The sequence below is a fragment of the Methanobrevibacter sp. genome (assembly GCF_045646205.1).
GTDB lineage: Archaea > Methanobacteriota > Methanobacteria > Methanobacteriales > Methanobacteriaceae > Methanocatella.
In genome coordinates this window covers 63,505-79,687 of record NZ_JAZRKF010000004.1, presented here as the reverse complement: position 1 = coordinate 79,687, position 16,183 = coordinate 63,505, and the positions used below count along the sequence as shown (strand labels likewise).

Sequence of the window (16,183 nt, the reverse complement as noted above, 5' to 3'; positions counted from 1 at the left end):
TCCTTGACCGTCAACTAATTCTATGAGGAACTGTGATGCGTTTCTGAAGTATTTGACTAAATTGTTTGCAATCAATGTTGGCAATACGGTAATTGTATTTTCAACAGTTGTACCATTGAAGGTTGTTTTGATTGTGTAATTACCTGGATTTAGGTTGATGTTCATTTTAGCTATGCCTTCTGCATTACTGGTTCTATTATATGTTCCGCCATTAATTTCAAAGCTTACAATCTGATTTGAAACACCAATCTTAGCTTCAAATTGGGAGTCGTTTTTATAGATTTTCACTAAATCATCTGTTAGAATTACTCCAGCAACAGTATAAACTTTTAAAGACACTGTTGAATTATCTGTAGCTAAATCATAGTATCCTTCTCCAAAATTGGCTAATGAAGTACCGTTTTTAAAGTGTTGTCTTGTTTTTTCGAGTATAGGAACATATTTTTTGGTCATCTCTACTGTAAAATTGTCATCTTCCATAATTGTAATGTTTTTGTTTAATTTTATGGTGTGATAACCTTTAAATGGAGCGACTCCACTTTGAACTAATTTTGTAATATCATTTACAGATATTTCTACAGTGTATGCTCCACCTTCTTCGTAGAAGTATGTTCCAACTGCAGCTATCAAAGCATCTTCTATTGCATTATATGTATTTCTATAGGTTGAATTGACATCTGGGTTTTTTGATTTGTAGTAATTTATCGTACCTCCCAGATCGGTCTGATAATTTGTGGTATATGCTACATTGTTTTCAAAAACGTATCCGACTAAATCGGTTTCTGTTCCTAACTTAGTATCATAATATGAAACGTAATTATATCCTTCATCTCCGAATTCTGTTCCATAACTGTTCTTTATAATCCATGCTCCATCTCCTTCAGGGGGAGTTGCGAAATTTTTAGCGGAATATGTGTCGTCCCATCCTACTATTAAAACAATATGATTTGTTGATTGGTTTCCGTAATAATATAGTGCGGATGTATTTTCATTATAATATTGTTCCTCTGTTGTAGAATGAATTGTTGCAGTTAAACCACAGTATTTTAATATTGCTTGTTTTATTGCAGTATTGTCTGTTGAATTAGTACGGGCATTAATAATTACTGCATCTTGTATATGTACATTATCTGGGCTGCTGATAAATTGTGATATTTTTCCAACGCTATCATATTCATCATCAAATGAGTTAACCATTCCTAACCAATTTATGGCATAGATTATATGGCTTACAGCATCAGATCCTTCACTCATTTGTATATTTCCGAATTTTGAATATCTTAATAAACTGTTTTGAATATTATTCACGGAAAATTCATATTCGACTCCAGCATATTTCATTAATGCAGATTCCATGGCTCCTGCACTACCGAATGCCCAGCAGGAATTCATTTCTCCTTGATTTTTAACTGAACTTACCCAGTTCCAGTCACGTAAATCAAATGCCTTAGGAAGTCTGGAAAAAATGATGGTGTCGTTATAAAGTTCTAATGGTTCAACTGTTTCACTGACAACAGTTTCATAGTATGTATCGTTTAAATAGTTCTCATTGTCTTCATAGGTATTGTTTAAGAAATAATTTTCAAGGAAAACACCATGAATAGCTTCACCATTATTTTTAAATAATGATGCGGTAATGTTTAAATCGCTGTCATAACTATACAGTCCATGTATTTCATTATTTATGAAATGATTATTTACACCAACTAAATTACAATAATCGGCATATATTCCTCCTCCATGGGTATAGTTTTTGTCTTCACATGTCAATTTATTGTTTTCAATAAGAGTATTTGCAATATAATGTGAACCAAAGGATAAGTAAACTGCTCCACCATCATATTTAGCACTGTTGTTTTTGAATGTGGTTTGGGTGATGAAGTTTTTTCCACCTAAAATAACTAAAGCTCCACCAAATTCAGATGAACAGTTTATAAACTCAGTATTATTGATAATTGTGCTTCCAGTTTCATTATATAAAAATCCTTTTGTATCGATAAATGCTGCACCAGCATTTTTGGCTGAAGTCGTGTTTATAAAACTGCAGCCGCTAATAAGCAATTCATCCAATTCTTTTATGTGTATAGCACCAGCACTTAATATTGCATTCAGATTTGTGAAGTTTGAATTTAAAATATATGTTTTTCTATCATTATAAATTGCAGGGGCATATTTTGATGTTGTATTTATGAATGAACAATCATCTATAATTAATGAGGAAAGAGAACCATAAACCATTGCCTTTTCAAAGGTATTTGAAGTTTGGAAAGAAGATCCATTGATAACCATTTGAGATTCTTCATTATAAATTGCAGAACCATCTGGAGCATAATTATCAATAAATTTACAATTGTTAATAGCAGTATCCTTTACTGATGTTAAAGCTCCTCCACGGGTATTTGCATTATTATTTATGAAGGTTACATTGTTTAAAACTAAACCATTACCTGATGAAAAGATTCCACCACCATAATCGGAAGATAATCCATTTTGTATAATTAAGTTGTTAATTGTTACATTAGTATTTAGTATTCTAAAAAGTCTTGACTGATTTTTTCCATCAATCGTATGTCCATTACCATTAATTACAAAGTTTGTTTTATTGACTAATGTTCCAATAGTATAGTTTCCATCATCTGTTGGACTATATGCATAATCTTGGGTTAATTCAATACTATCGGTACTTTCTTCAATTTGTGTCTCTAATGCTGTCAGATTTCCATCAGCACTAACTGCACTCATTGAAATAAATAATACCAATAGAATTAATGATATCATTATTTTTTTCAATATTTCAACTCCATAGTTTCAATGTATACTATTTTTTATATTGGTATTATATAATCTTTTTTAGTCTATATTGATTGGAAGAAGTATATTATATGAAATGTGGAATATAATAAAAAATGAGGATATTAGTAGATTTTAAGCAGTTTAAGCTATTATTGACAAAAGAGGATAAATTTTTAAGTTTTTTTATCAAGGTATTGTTGAATTTCAAAGCGACTAATGGTGTAGTTGCATCCATCATTATTAAAATCAGAAATGGATTTTTAATCATTAAAATAAAAAAATAAGAGCTATTCGATGAGAATAGCTGGTTTATAAGGCATTGCATTTCTAGCCTTGTTTTGTGGGTCGTATGAATCGTCAGTGTGCACGATTACTTCACTTGAAACTTCATTTGAAATGTATTCGAGTGCATCGTCAATGATTTGTGCTTCATTGATTTTACCCACGTATTTGGTTTTGGTCATTTCACGGCCGACTTTTTTAGCTACGGCAGCTATTTCTTTTTTATCATCATAGATATTAGCTCCGATAGCTCTACCCATAATCTGACCAATGTCCGGTTTTCCGACTTCGTCTGCTATTCTGTATAAGTCCCATTTCCAATCAGGAGCCAGATAAATGTGCACTTTTTTAGCGTCTTCTCCAACCATCTTTTTGATTTGATTAATGTCTTTAATGAGGTTTTGGACTAGCTCTTCTGATTTTTCAATTTCAGTACTTATTAAGCTTTCATCGGCTTCAGGCCATTTGGCAACACTTACAAAGCCTTCTCCACCATATTTTGACCACAATTCTTCACAGGTGTGTGGTGTAAACGGTGCAAGTAATCTAATCCATGATTCCACAACAGTGGACAGGACGTAAATTACTGCAGGATCCTGTTTGTCAAGTAAGTGATTTACTCTGTATAAGTAATGATCGATGTCTTTTTTAAGTAAGAATAAGGACTCTTGAAGTGCTTTTCTTGTTTGGAAAACTTCTAAAGCTTCAGTTGAAGTCTTAATATGTTGATTTAGCTGACTTAACATCCATAAATCGATTGTTCTAGTAAGTTCAACTTCTTCAATATTGCTTAAATCCAATGCGGAACCTTTGATTTCTTCAACTTTTCCTGCAAATTCTCTGAACCATTCGAGTCTTCTTTTGGTTCCAAGAACTTCTTTTTCTCTCCAGTCAAAGTCTTGCCATGGTTCGGCTGATGCCATCAGGAATAATCTTACTACGTCTGCGGTGTAATCTTCAATTGCATCTTTTAAAAGAATAACGTTTCCTTTTGATGAGGACATTTTATTTCCTTCCAAAAGACCCATTCCAAATACAACGGTTCCTTTCGGCCATTTGTCTTCAGGGAAAATCGCGCTGTGGTGGAACATTAAAAAGCTTAAGTGATTTCCAACAAGGTCTTTTGCGGATAATCTCCAGTCAAGAGGATACCAGTAGTTGAATTCGTCCTGGATTTCTTTGACAACTTCAGGTGCAACTGTGATATCATCGGAATCTTTGTTTAAAAAGACTTTATCAAAGAATGCACGATTTAAATCATCAGGGTTCATGTCTTTCAAGAACCTGGCAATTGAATAATATGACATATAGATTGTAGAGTCTGTTAAAGGTTCAATTAACCATTGATTGTCCCAAGGAAGTCTTGTTCCAAGTCCAACTTTTCTAGAACAGGCCCAATCATCCAGCCAGTCAATATAATAATTGAAATTATTTTTAACTTCAGGTGGAATTATTGTTTCTCTTTCCAATACTTTGTGGGTTTTTTCAGTCCATTCAGGATTGGAATACTTCATAAACCATTGGTCATCCATTATTTTAACGACACAGTTGTTTCCGCATCTGCAGACTACTGGTCTTTCAGCAAAGTCATACATTATTGTTGCCATGTTTTTGGAGATTAACTCATCTTTTAATTCTTCACGGGCAAATCTGACTTTTTTACCGCCGAATCCAGGAATGCTGTCAAGGATGGTACCTTTACTGTGCTGGATTTTGTATAATTCGTTTGTAGCTTCGTGCAGTTTTTCATCGTTTTGATCAGTTATTCCCAATTTTTCAATGATGTCTGCTGCAGGTATTTCTCCATATCCTTTTACGCTACATACAGGAATCGGAACCACATTTTCAATAATTCCTTCCAAATTGTATTTTGCTATCAGTTCATCATTTTTCTTTAAGTCCTGAAGTGCAATATAATCGGCAGGTGCATCTGCAGGTTCTGAAAATACAACCCCACTACCGTAGGATGCGCTAACGAAACTTGCAGGGAAAATTGGTAATTCATCGCCGGTAAACGGATTGATTGCCATTTTACCGATTAAGTCATTAGGATCAATTTCAGAGATGATTTCCAAATCTTTTATTTGGTGCTGTAAATTGTAATGAGCTTCTTTTGTTATTACCCAATTTTCGCCTTCTGCTGAAACTAAAACGTATTCAACATCAGGATTTAACCAGATATTTGTTGCTCCAACGATGGTTTCAGGCCTTAAAGTTGCAGTAACTAAAATTTTATCGTCAATTTTAAATTTAAGTAAAGTTAATTCATTAACCCCAACACCTTCTCCTTCAAGCAGGTCGTGGTCTCCAACGGGATTGTCACAGTTTGGACAGTATTTGACTGGGTGTTCTCCTTTCTGAATCAAACCTTTTTCATATAATGTTGTAATTTGCCATTCTATGAATTTTTTATATGTCGGGTCAATTGTTCTGAATTCACGTCTCCAGTCAATTGAATAACCCATTTCATGCATCACTTCATTGTATTCACTACTGAAATATCTTACAATGTATTCGGGGTCTTCTAATTTTGGCAATTCATCTTTAGGAACTCTGTGAACATTTTCATATAAGTCTAAAGTCCAAGGATCTTTTCTTTTAATCCTGTCAGCTATTCCAATAACGGGAGCACCGGTTACGTGCCATGCCATAGGGAATAAAACATTATAACCTTCCATTCTTTTAAATCTTGCATATACATCAGGCACGGTGTATGTACGGCCGTGACCTATATGCATTGCTCCACTAGGATATGGAAAAGCTACAGTAATGAATAATTTTTCTTTATCGTTAGGGTTTGATTCAAATAATTTTTCATCAGCCCATTTCTTTTGCCATTTTTTTTCTGTCACTAAATCACCATTAAAGTCTTTTTAGGGCATTCAGGAACTTTTGTCTTGTGGTTGTTCCTTTCAACTCTATCTATGATATCATTAACTTCATCAACTTCAATATCCAATTCGTCTGCAATGGATTTTGCATCAATTTCCTTTTCGATGAATCGATATAAAATTTTATCAAGCAATTCGTAAGTCATTCCTATTTCATCTTCATCAGTCTGATTATTCCATAATCCTGCTCTTGGCGGTTTATCGATGATTTCCTGAGGAACTCCTAAGTATTTGGCTAATTCGAAAACATCAGTTTTATATAAGTCTCCAATAGGCTCAATGTCACATGCACCATCTCCATGTTTTGTGAAGTAACCTATTGAGATTTCACTTTTGTTACCTGTTCCGCTGACAAGGTAGTTTTTTGAATTAGCATAAAAATAAATAATTGACATTCTTATTCTAGCTTTAAGGTTTCCAATAGCTTTTATATCATCTTCTAACTGTGTAACTGATAAGAATTCGTTTAGAATACTGTCAATAGCCATTTCTTTGTAGTTTATTCCAAGTAATTGTGCTATTGCAGTACCATGAAGTTTATCTTCTGTCGGGGTTGTTGTTGATGGTAAAACTACTCCAAAAACATTTTCTTTTCCAACAGCTTCGCAAGCTAAAAATGCAGCTACTGTGGAGTCGATTCCTCCACTTAATCCTACTACAAGTCCATCTGCATTAGCTTCGGATACTTTATTTTGAACGAATTCTACGATATCATTTTTTGTTTTTTCTACATCTATTTTTGGAATTTCGTTCATATCAAACACTCACTTAATTTTTCATTAGTAATTAATATAGTTCTCTTATTATATAATATATATCATGTCAGATGTGGAAATTTTATCCAAGAGAAATTTTGATGGTGCAGAAAAAGAAGTCCTGGACTGTTTTGTTGACTATCAGCAGGCACTGATTGATAAGGATGATGCTAAACTGAATGAATTAATGGCTGATGATTATATATTAACTCATATGTCCGGTAAAAAACAGACAAAAGCCCAATTCATTGGTGAAGTGATGGATGGTACTTTAAACTATTTCAAGTCTGTAATTCATGAACCGAGCATATTATTTGATGACAATGAAAACGCTACATTGATATCTGATGTTACTTTAACGGCACGTGTTTATGGTGCCAGCGGTGCATGGACTGTTGATACTGTAATGGACTTTAAAAAAATAAATGGTGGATGGATAATTGGTAAGTGGGATACTTAAAATTTAAATTATGGACGAATAAGATTTTGAGGTATTTCATAATCGCTGTAATTTTGAGCAATCTTATCAATAGTTCCATCTTTAAACATTTCGTCTAATGTCTTTTGGACCTGATCTCTTAGCTCAGTGTTTCCTTTTTTAAATCCAACCCCGTATTGTTCATAGGTTAATGGTTCATTTATTATTTTAAAACCTGTGGAATTGAATTTTCCAGTCATCTGGTAATTGGCAGAACCGACATCAACAAGCACGGCATCACATGCTCCACTGTCCAAATCCATAAATGCAGTATTGTAATCTTTTATTTCATTTGTTTTCCCGAATGTATCTGCAATAGTTTTATTTCCTGTCTTAAGTGCATCTGCACCGGAAGATTCGCCCAACACTTCAACTGTTTTTCCTTTCAAATCACCGATTGATGAGATGTTTGAGTCGGATTTTACAACAAATACCTGTGTGTTGTTAAAGTAAGGGTCTGACCATTCATAATCATTTTCTCTTCCATTTATTGTAAATTCACTCCATATACAATCTATTTCTCCAGAGTCCACTTCTACTTTCTTAGAATCCCAATTGATAATTGGCTGAGCTTTAAATGTCCAGTTATTTCTAGCACAAACTTCTTCCGCTAGTGCCAAATCAAAACCGGTATAACTTCCATTATCTGTTCGGTATGCGAATGGCGGAAATTCAGAACAAAATCCTACAACAAATGTGTTGTTGTCATTGTTTGCGCTGGAATCTGAGGTGCCTAGAAAATCTAGAAAACCTGCATTAACAGTACCGATTGCTAAAAATATTGTAAATACTGCTAATATTGTTATTATTTTTTTATTCATTTTATCAAACCTTTTTTAGTTACTGTTTAATCATTTGTTTTAATCATTATTTAAATTGTTGATGTGAAATTTGTTAATCTCTATATTAAGACATCAATTAATTAAATGGCTGATTTTCATAAGATTACTACTTTTCGGAGGAAAAGTTGTAAAATACTATATTATTATCATCGAGGGAACTGTTAGCTTTTTATATTTATTTAACAAATAAATATCCTATTGTTGCTTAAAATAACTAAATAGATTTTATATTTATTGTTTTGAAAGAAAGAATGTTAAAATATTTATCTTCATATATTAACTGGGAAATAAATTAAAAGGAGAAAGAAAATGGCTGACGAAACAAAAATTAAATTATTTCAAAATCAAGAAGTAAGGCTGAAATGGGATGAGGAAATAGAAGAGTACTATTTTTCAGTGATAGATGTTGTTGGAATTCTCAGTGGAAGTAAAAATCCTTCACAATATTGGAGAACATTAAAAAAAGCAGGTTAAATGATGAAGGAGCTCAAAGTGTTACAATTTGTAACAGGTTGAAAATGCCTGCTAAAGATGGTAAAATGCGTGAAACAGATGTTGCTACTGCAAAACAATTATTTCGTATCATTCAATCAATACCTTCTCCAAATGCCGAACCATTTAAACAGTGGTTAGCTCAAGTTGGTAGTGAAAGACTTGATGAGATTGCAGACCCTGAAATAGCTATTGAAAGAGCAGTTGCCACCTACCGTGAAAAAGGATATAGTGAAGAATGGATTACTCAAAGATTAAGAAGTATTGAAATAAGAAAGGATTTAACTGCTGAATGGGATAGATCTGGTGTTAAAAAAGGAATAGGATATGAAATACTCACTAATGAGATTAGTCAAGCATCTTTTGGCATAACCACTGGTGAGCATAAAAATTAAAGGATTGAAAAAGGAGAACCTTCGTGATAATATGACTAATGCGGAATTAGTTATAAATATGTTGGGAGAATTGGCCACTACTGAAATTAGCAAAACTGAAAATCCACAGGGTTTTGAAGAAAGTAAAATAGTTGCAAGAGATGGTGGAAATATAGCAGGTAATGCTTTAAGAGAATTGGAAAATAGGACTGGACGAAAAGTAGTGAGCAGTAAAAATTCTAAAAATCCAAGGTTATTGGATGAAAATTTAAAGTAGGGATAACTAACTTTATATACTAAAAAAATTAAAATAACATTTAGTAACTAAAATAATTATTATACTCGAGGTGATTTTTTTGGCATTTAGAGATTATTTTAAATTCAATAAAGATAAAACAACATTTATTTTCGTTGGTGGAAAAGGTGGTGTTGGTAAAACTTCTATTTCATCCGCAACTGCTTTATGGTTAGCTGAACAAGGTAAAAAAACATTGGTTGTATCAACTGACCCTGCTCATTCACTTTCAGATTCCCTGGAAGTACCTATTGGTCATTATCCAAGAGAAATAAAAACAAATTTATATGCAGTTGAAATTGACCCTGATGAGGCAATGGCTGAAAAACAGACTGCACTTGAAGCTCAAAAAAGTAATTCCTCTGATGACATGCTCGGAGGCCTTGATTTTTTAACTGACCAAATGGATTTGGCATCATCATCTCCTGGAGCGGATGAAATCGCTGCTTTTGAGGTATTCTTATCTGTAATGACTTCAAATGAATATGACGTTGTTGTTTTTGATACAGCACCAACAGGACATACATTAAGATTATTATCCTTCCCTGATGTAATGGATTCATGGGTAGGTAAAGCAATGATGGCAAAAGCCAAATTAGGTTCTCTTGCCAATTCATTAAAAAATATAATGCCGTTTATGGATGCAGTAGATGATCCACAAACTGCTGAAGATTTAAAAAGAACCAAAGAACAAATTGATGAAGCTAAAAAGGTATTGTCCGATCCGGATAGAACCACATTCAGAATGGTTGTAATCCCTGAAGAAATGTCAATTTATGAATCCGAAAGAGCACTTGAAGCACTGGAGAAAAATGACATGACTGTGGACAGTGTTATTGTTAATCAGGTAATGCCTGATATCTGTGACTGTGACTTCTGCCACTCAAGACATAAGTTACAGCAAAAACGTTTGGCTTTAATTAATCAAAAATTCTCAGATCAACAAATAGCTGAAGTTCCTCTCTTTAAAGATGAAGTTAAAGGTCAGGAAAAACTCTTAAACTTGGCCCATATTCTTTATGATGATATGGATAACGATGAGGTAACTCAGGAAGCTATTCAACTTTAAGGTTAAAATAATTATTTATTTTAACTTACTTTTTTTTAAAAAATAGTGAAATGATAGTTTGGTTAACTATCATATTATAATTCAAAGGTTTTTGGTGGTTCGCCTGAAAAATCAGCAATTGTTGCTTTTCCAGAAACGGTAAATACTTCAAATAGTGGGTTTTCACCTGTTTCGTATAATGCTTTAACAAGTTCGTTGGAATCAATTACTTTCTGTTTTAATTCCACATCGTCAGTGAATTCAACTTTTCCTGCGATTCTTAACCATACAAATTCTGGAGTTGCAACAACCATTTCACAGTTTGGATTTGCATCCAATTCTTTAAACATTGGTTTGTTGTTAGCAGTACAGAAGTATGGTTTTCCATCTTCTTCAAAGTAAAACAATATTGGTCTTACTTTTGCGTTTCCGTCAAGTCCACTAGTTGCTAAATATATTAAGGAATTTTCTTTTAAAAAATCAATAACTTCGCTCATTTTAATTATCTCCGTGTATTTGTAGTTAATAGTTTATTTAGACTTATATAAACCTTTTTTGTAACTGAAATGTTACTAAGTAACCTGTAGGTAACCATTACACGGATTTAAAAAAATAAAATAAGTTAAAATTTTTCAATTTTAACTTCAATTTTAGTCTTTTTTGATAAACCAATAATAAAGTTCTGCAATAATAAAAAGAATTAAACAGGCAGAAAAGAATATACTGAACGCTATTCCTGTAATCATATCATAAATAAATGCTATTATGAGCAATATGAGTAGTATTCTGATAATTATTGGTTGGTTTGACCAGTTCTCTTTTATTTGATCTAAATCCATATTTTATCTCCAGTATTTTTGTGGGACATTAAACGGACTCCAACTATCTTCTGCGAAATAGTTGTAAGTTTCTTCTTTGGTTAATGTTTTTACATTGCCTTTACTTATATATTTCACGTTATCTCTGTCATAGCTATTGTCTTTCTTTAAAGGAATTTCCAAATAATCAACGCTGCCGTCATCTTTTGGGATGTTGTAAATTTTGGTGTTTTGCATGTATCCTGGTCTTGTAAAGGTTATGTGGTCATATGCTGTATGAAGATCCTTGCTGTCAACATGATTGTCCACATAATAAACTCCAATTCCCTGTATACCTAATGCAGTTCCAAAAAGACTTAGGCCTATCGTTAGACTGCCGCCAATTAAAGCCCCTATAACACCTTTTCCAAGCAAAACTCCTTTAACTGTCAGTGAAGTTAACGGCTGTATATTGTCTCCTATGTAATTTAAAAGGTCGTTTATTGTGCCTATTCCATTATTCACATTTTTTAAAACTTCTTTTGACATGCTGTAAATGCTGCATAATCCGCAGTCTCTGGTTATTGTAACTCCCTTATATGCAAAGCCGTCTTTTACGGATAAAGGTGTTACCAAACCGCTTTTCAAATCAATCATAAAACTTGAATTTCCACTTTCATCACTCAGTATTGCAGTATTATTGTAATAAACAATGCTTGTCCTATAATCTTTGAGTGAATTGAACACATCATCAAATACAGAAGTTATATTAACGTCAGCATCCTCTGCTATCGGCTTTAAGGAAAACTGTTCTATTTTTGATAATAATATGGAATTGACAAAACGGAATTTGATAATCTCGCTTTCATTATTTCCCATAATTTGTCTTCCCATATCCGGAGTCAATATGTGCTGGTATGTATCTTTCCAGTTCATTGCCCCCAAAATCACTGTATTGTTTGTTCGGGACCATTTTAAGTCCGTGTTGGATGTTAAGTTATCGCAGACTTTGTCGCTTAAATAAGCTGTGTTTAATGATGTTAAAAACATGGTGTAAAGGCTTTGCATTTTCACGTCTGTTTTATATTCGTTTTCTCTTGTAATCCATTCATTCATTGTTTTATCACTTACTCTGTCATTAATGATTGCAAATGAGTGTAAAACATCAAAATCACCTTTATATTTATCGCTTAACCCATATGTTATCAGTTCAGATTTTTCAAACTCTATACAATTGGCAGAATTAAATTTAGCTATGATATCTTCTTCACTTAAATAACCTGCAATTTTTGTTCCAAAGTAGTTAAATGTCACAGGTTCACCAGTATTTACAAATTTAATGTTTTCTACTTCGTTTCCTATCAATTCTTTGTAGGTTTTATAATCAAAGTCGTATATTGATTTTCCGTAATACTGTGATAGGGTCAATTTCAAACCGAGTTCGTCAAAGTTGATTGTCTGGAATTTTATTTTTGCAATTGTTTCGCCATTTTGGACATAATTGATGATTTCACTTTTATCAAGACCTTTATCAATATATGCTCCAAACTGTTCGATATTGCTGCTGCAGTTATTCTTATAGATAAAATGTGTATAATCTTTACTTCTGTAAAGTATTATTCCATTTCCTGTTAAGTCTTCAAGGTTGTAACTGTGTTCTATTGTAATGCCGTCGAAAGGAAGCAGCACATATTCTGATCCAAGATATGTGGCTCCATATTCAGGCATATTTGCTGTTGAATAGGTGAAATATTTGTATCCTATTTGAATTTCAATCAATTGATTTTTTTCCATTCTGATAATGCCGTTTATACCCTCATTAATGGAATAAAAGCTGTTCGGATAAACAAATGGGAAAGTCACATTAACATAATTGGGCACCTTTATTTCATATGTAAAATCCGTACTTTTTATTTTTTCACCAATGATTTTCGGATGGATTTTAATCATGTTTGCTATTCTCAGTTCATTATGCTCTGAAGTTATAATATACTCTCCAGGTTGAAGATTTATATTTAAACTTGCGATTCCATTTTCATTTGTGGTTCTTGTGTAAAATACTCCATTAATATTGAAGTTTACCCTCTCGAATGCTGCGGGATTTCCAATACCGTCAACCAGATATACTTTAAATTTAGTTCCGTCCTGATATTCCATCAAAATATCATATCCGGTTAATGTCGGTAATATTTTAATCTTATTTGAAACATAACAGCCCTCATACTGGGCGGTTATAATATAATCTCCAGGACCTAAGTTTAGGTTAAGGCTCGCTACACCATGGATATTGGTATGGCGATAGTAAAAAACACCGTTAATATTAAATTCAACTTCATGTCCTAACCCCACAGTCGATCCATTTTTTTCAAGTATTGTAACGCTGTATTTTGTTGCATTTCTGTAATATTTCACCACATCGTTGTTATTTATAATTTGGGACAAAATTGTGATGTTATTACTTTTTTGTTCGTTATTTATTGGATTTGTTGCCGTTAATATGTATTTTCCCTGATGCAAATTCAAGTTCAATTTTGCTGTTCCGTTTTCATCTGTTGTTCTTGTGTAAAACACTCCATTAATATTGAAAGTCACGGGGGTGTTTTTTAATGCATCTCCATTTTTATCTAAAAATTTGGCATAATATTGGGTTGAATTCTTAAATATCTTAACTACATCGTCAGATTCTATGGTGCTTCTTATATTAATGGTATTGTGCACTGAATTTTCTTTTACTGTTGTTGTTATGTCATATTTTCCACTATTTAAATTAATTGCAAGTGATGCCCGTCCATTTTCATTGGTTTGGCGTGTGTAATTAACTCCATTTAAAGAAAATGTTGTTTGAGTATCACTTAGAGGATTTTCATTTTCATCGTAGCTGTTTGCAGCGAAGCGCGTACCGTCTTTATAATACATATCCACATCGTGAGTTTCTATATGAACACTTTCTTGTGGTGTACTTTGTGTTGTTATAGTTTCATTTTCTATCTCTGCAGCCGAAACCGAGCTAATTAAAAAGAGCGTTAGGAAAATAAAAACTATTATATCTATTTTTCTAATCATAGTATCGACCTACTGTTAATTATTTTTTTTACTAATTAACACTCAAACTATGATTTGAAAGATATAAATGTTTTAATTTAAAATTTAAAAAGAAAATCTTTATTAAAATGAATTTTTAACATCAATTTTCATTACTTATTATCATTATACACATATAAGTAAATTCACTTGTCGCAATATTTTTTAATGATGTTGAGACAATTTTTTCATCTGGATAGGAAAGTCTTTCACAGACCGTTACCTGGCGATTTTCGTCAACTCCATTATCAAGTAAAAACTGTGCCATATCCTTAACTTTTCTTGAAGGCAGTGCTATGGTTATTTTTCCATTGTTAATAACTTCCAAAATATCTTCAATGTTTTCTCTTCCATGAAATGTCATTACGTTGGCACTGTCCCATTGTATGTGATTTCTGGCAGCAGCAAGCTGAAGGGAACTGATTCCAGGTATAACTTCGATATTTTCTTTGGGAAATGACTTTTCTTTTGAAATTCTTAAAACAGTATTTAAAACGCCTGAAAATCCTGGGTCTCCGGTTGATAATATAGCAACGCTGTTCCCGCTTATTGCCAATTCGACTCCTTCTTCCAATTTATCAACTAGATCTTTCACATTAAATGCAATGGTGTTTTTAACATCACGAAATAGGTCAATAGCTCTTGTACTTCCCACAGTGTAATCACAGTTTTTAACGCAGTCAACTGCTTTAAGGGTTAGGTATTCTTCACTTCCGGGTCCGATTCCAATAATAAATATTTTTCCGTCCATATTAATCATTGATTCCTAATGTCTTTTTAAATGTATCTTCTAAATCATGTCTTGCTTCATCGCTGTATTGCTTATCGGTGTCATTATTCAATGTAAACATTGCCAGTTCATAGATAACTTTATTCAAGGATTTTCCATATTCAGTTAAATGATATTCTGTGCTTACGGGTTTGGTATTTAAAACGCTTTTTTCGATTATTCCGTTTTCCTCGAGTTCATTAAGACAGCTTGATAAAACCTTGTTGCTGATATCCTTATCTTCTTTAAACTCTTTAAAATGTTTTTTACCGAAAAATATGTCTCTGATAATCAGAATACTCCATTTTTTATTAATCAAGTTCATTGTTCTGTCAACCGGACAGACTATTCTTTCATCCATGAAAAATCACCACTTATATTATATTTTAATATTAATAATATTAAACTTATTCATGTTACTTTTTGGTTACTGGGTTCCCTATTTGTTACAAAAACAATTTAAATGTCCTTTCATAATATAATTAACATGAGGAGTGATTAAAATAGATTCTAACAAACAGTTAAACTATCTTTTAAATTATTTGATTGATGAAAGAAATGAGGAAATAGAAATTCCTCAAGAGTATATTGAAAAAAGAAATTTACTTCGGGCATTGATGAATGTAAGAATGCCAAATCCAATTGATGATGAGTTTCTAAAAGTTCAGGATGAATTTTTAACTAATGAAACCCTGTCAAAAGAGTTGGTCGGAGTTGATGATATTAATGTATTTAAAGGCAAATTAATGCTTTGGCAAGGTGATATTACAGATTTAAAGGTTGATGCTATCGTTAATGCAGCCAATTCCAAGATGCTTGGATGTTTTGTTCCATTACATAACTGTATTGATAATGTTATTCATTCAGCCAGTGGAATTCAACTGAGATTGGAATGCGATAGGATAATGAAGGCTCAAAATAGGGATGAAGACATTGGAAAAGCCAAAATCACCGATGCATATAATTTGGCATCAGATTATGTGATACATACGGTCGGTCCCGCAATTCCTTTGAACTCCAAACCTTCAGACACAGATTGTAAAAAACTTGAAAGCTGTTATAATTCATGTTTGGAAATAGCCAGTGCACATAATTTAAAATCTTTGGCATTTTGCTGTATCTCAACAGGAGTTTTTAACTTCCCTCAGGATTTGGCAGCAAATATTGCAGTAAAAACTGTTGATGAATACTTAAAAAACAATGAAACCTCCCTAAATCATGTTATTTTCAATGTGTTCAAGGATGAGGATTATATAATTTATAAAAATTTAATGTTTGGTGATTAA

General features: G+C 32.7%; 14 protein-coding genes. 6 read left to right on the top strand and 8 right to left on the bottom strand.

Annotation, left to right across the window (positions count from 1 at the left end; all coding sequences use genetic code 11):
• The 3 genes from ACKI44_RS01155 to ACKI44_RS01145 form a co-directional block, all read right to left on the bottom strand.
• On the bottom strand, positions 1 to 2,790 hold a 2,790-nt coding region (locus tag ACKI44_RS01155; protein WP_407420876.1), incomplete at its 3' end, for a C1 family peptidase.
• Between the two features lie 290 nt (positions 2,791 to 3,080).
• Entirely contained in the window at positions 3,081 to 5,927 is a 2,847-nt protein-coding gene (gene leuS, locus ACKI44_RS01150; RefSeq protein ID WP_407420875.1) for a leucine--tRNA ligase, read from the bottom strand.
• Positions 5,927 to 6,721 (bottom strand): NAD+ synthase, encoded by a 795-nt coding sequence (locus ACKI44_RS01145; protein WP_407420874.1) that lies wholly within the window; start codon positions 6,719 to 6,721, stop codon positions 5,927 to 5,929. The genes leuS and ACKI44_RS01145 overlap by 1 nt, the downstream gene beginning before the upstream one ends.
• Before the next feature lie 64 nt (positions 6,722 to 6,785).
• Between ACKI44_RS01145 and ACKI44_RS01140 the strand changes: the two genes are divergently transcribed.
• Positions 6,786 to 7,181, top strand: coding sequence for a nuclear transport factor 2 family protein (locus tag ACKI44_RS01140; protein WP_407420873.1), 396 nt, complete (start codon positions 6,786 to 6,788; stop codon positions 7,179 to 7,181).
• A gap of 8 nt (positions 7,182 to 7,189) precedes the next feature.
• On the opposite strand, the gene ACKI44_RS01135 is transcribed toward ACKI44_RS01140, so the two are convergent.
• Entirely contained in the window at positions 7,190 to 8,020 is an 831-nt protein-coding gene (locus ACKI44_RS01135; protein WP_407420872.1) for a transporter substrate-binding domain-containing protein, read from the bottom strand.
• Between the two features lie 330 nt (positions 8,021 to 8,350).
• On the opposite strand from ACKI44_RS01135, the gene ACKI44_RS01130 reads away from it, so the two are divergent.
• The 4 genes from ACKI44_RS01130 (at position 8,351) to ACKI44_RS01115 (ending at position 10,271) form a co-directional block, all read left to right on the top strand.
• Positions 8,351 to 8,515 (top strand): hypothetical protein, encoded by a 165-nt coding sequence (locus tag ACKI44_RS01130; RefSeq protein ID WP_407420871.1) that lies wholly within the window; start codon positions 8,351 to 8,353, stop codon positions 8,513 to 8,515.
• Between the two features lie 44 nt (positions 8,516 to 8,559).
• Positions 8,560 to 8,928: a BRO family protein gene (locus ACKI44_RS01125; protein WP_407420870.1), complete on the top strand. Its 369-nt coding sequence runs from the start codon at positions 8,560 to 8,562 to the stop codon at positions 8,926 to 8,928.
• Positions 8,929 to 8,959: 31 nt separating this feature from the next.
• Entirely contained in the window at positions 8,960 to 9,184 is a 225-nt protein-coding gene (locus ACKI44_RS01120; RefSeq protein WP_407420869.1) for a hypothetical protein, read from the top strand.
• A gap of 79 nt (positions 9,185 to 9,263) precedes the next feature.
• Positions 9,264 to 10,271, top strand: coding sequence for an ArsA family ATPase (locus ACKI44_RS01115; RefSeq protein WP_407420868.1), 1,008 nt, complete (start codon positions 9,264 to 9,266; stop codon positions 10,269 to 10,271).
• A gap of 74 nt (positions 10,272 to 10,345) precedes the next feature.
• Here ACKI44_RS01115 and ACKI44_RS01110 read toward each other — a convergent pair whose 3' ends face one another.
• The 4 genes from ACKI44_RS01110 to ACKI44_RS01095 form a co-directional block, all read right to left on the bottom strand.
• Positions 10,346 to 10,747 (bottom strand): pyridoxamine 5'-phosphate oxidase family protein, encoded by a 402-nt coding sequence (locus ACKI44_RS01110; RefSeq protein WP_407420867.1) that lies wholly within the window; start codon positions 10,745 to 10,747, stop codon positions 10,346 to 10,348.
• 345 nt (positions 10,748 to 11,092) lie between these two features.
• A complete protein-coding gene (locus ACKI44_RS01105; RefSeq protein ID WP_407420866.1) occupies positions 11,093 to 14,110 on the bottom strand; it encodes an adhesin in 3,018 nt (1,005 codons plus the stop codon).
• 121 nt (positions 14,111 to 14,231) lie between these two features.
• Positions 14,232 to 14,879, bottom strand: a complete 648-nt coding sequence (locus ACKI44_RS01100; RefSeq protein ID WP_407420865.1) for a cobalt-precorrin-7 (C(5))-methyltransferase — start codon at positions 14,877 to 14,879, stop codon at positions 14,232 to 14,234.
• Position 14,880: 1 nt separating this feature from the next.
• Positions 14,881 to 15,258: a winged helix-turn-helix transcriptional regulator gene (locus tag ACKI44_RS01095; protein ID WP_407420864.1), complete on the bottom strand. Its 378-nt coding sequence runs from the start codon at positions 15,256 to 15,258 to the stop codon at positions 14,881 to 14,883.
• A gap of 133 nt (positions 15,259 to 15,391) precedes the next feature.
• Here ACKI44_RS01095 and ACKI44_RS01090 point away from each other — a divergent pair, with 133 nt between their 5' ends.
• Positions 15,392 to 16,183 (top strand): protein-ADP-ribose hydrolase, encoded by a 792-nt coding sequence (locus ACKI44_RS01090; protein WP_407420863.1) that lies wholly within the window; start codon positions 15,392 to 15,394, stop codon positions 16,181 to 16,183.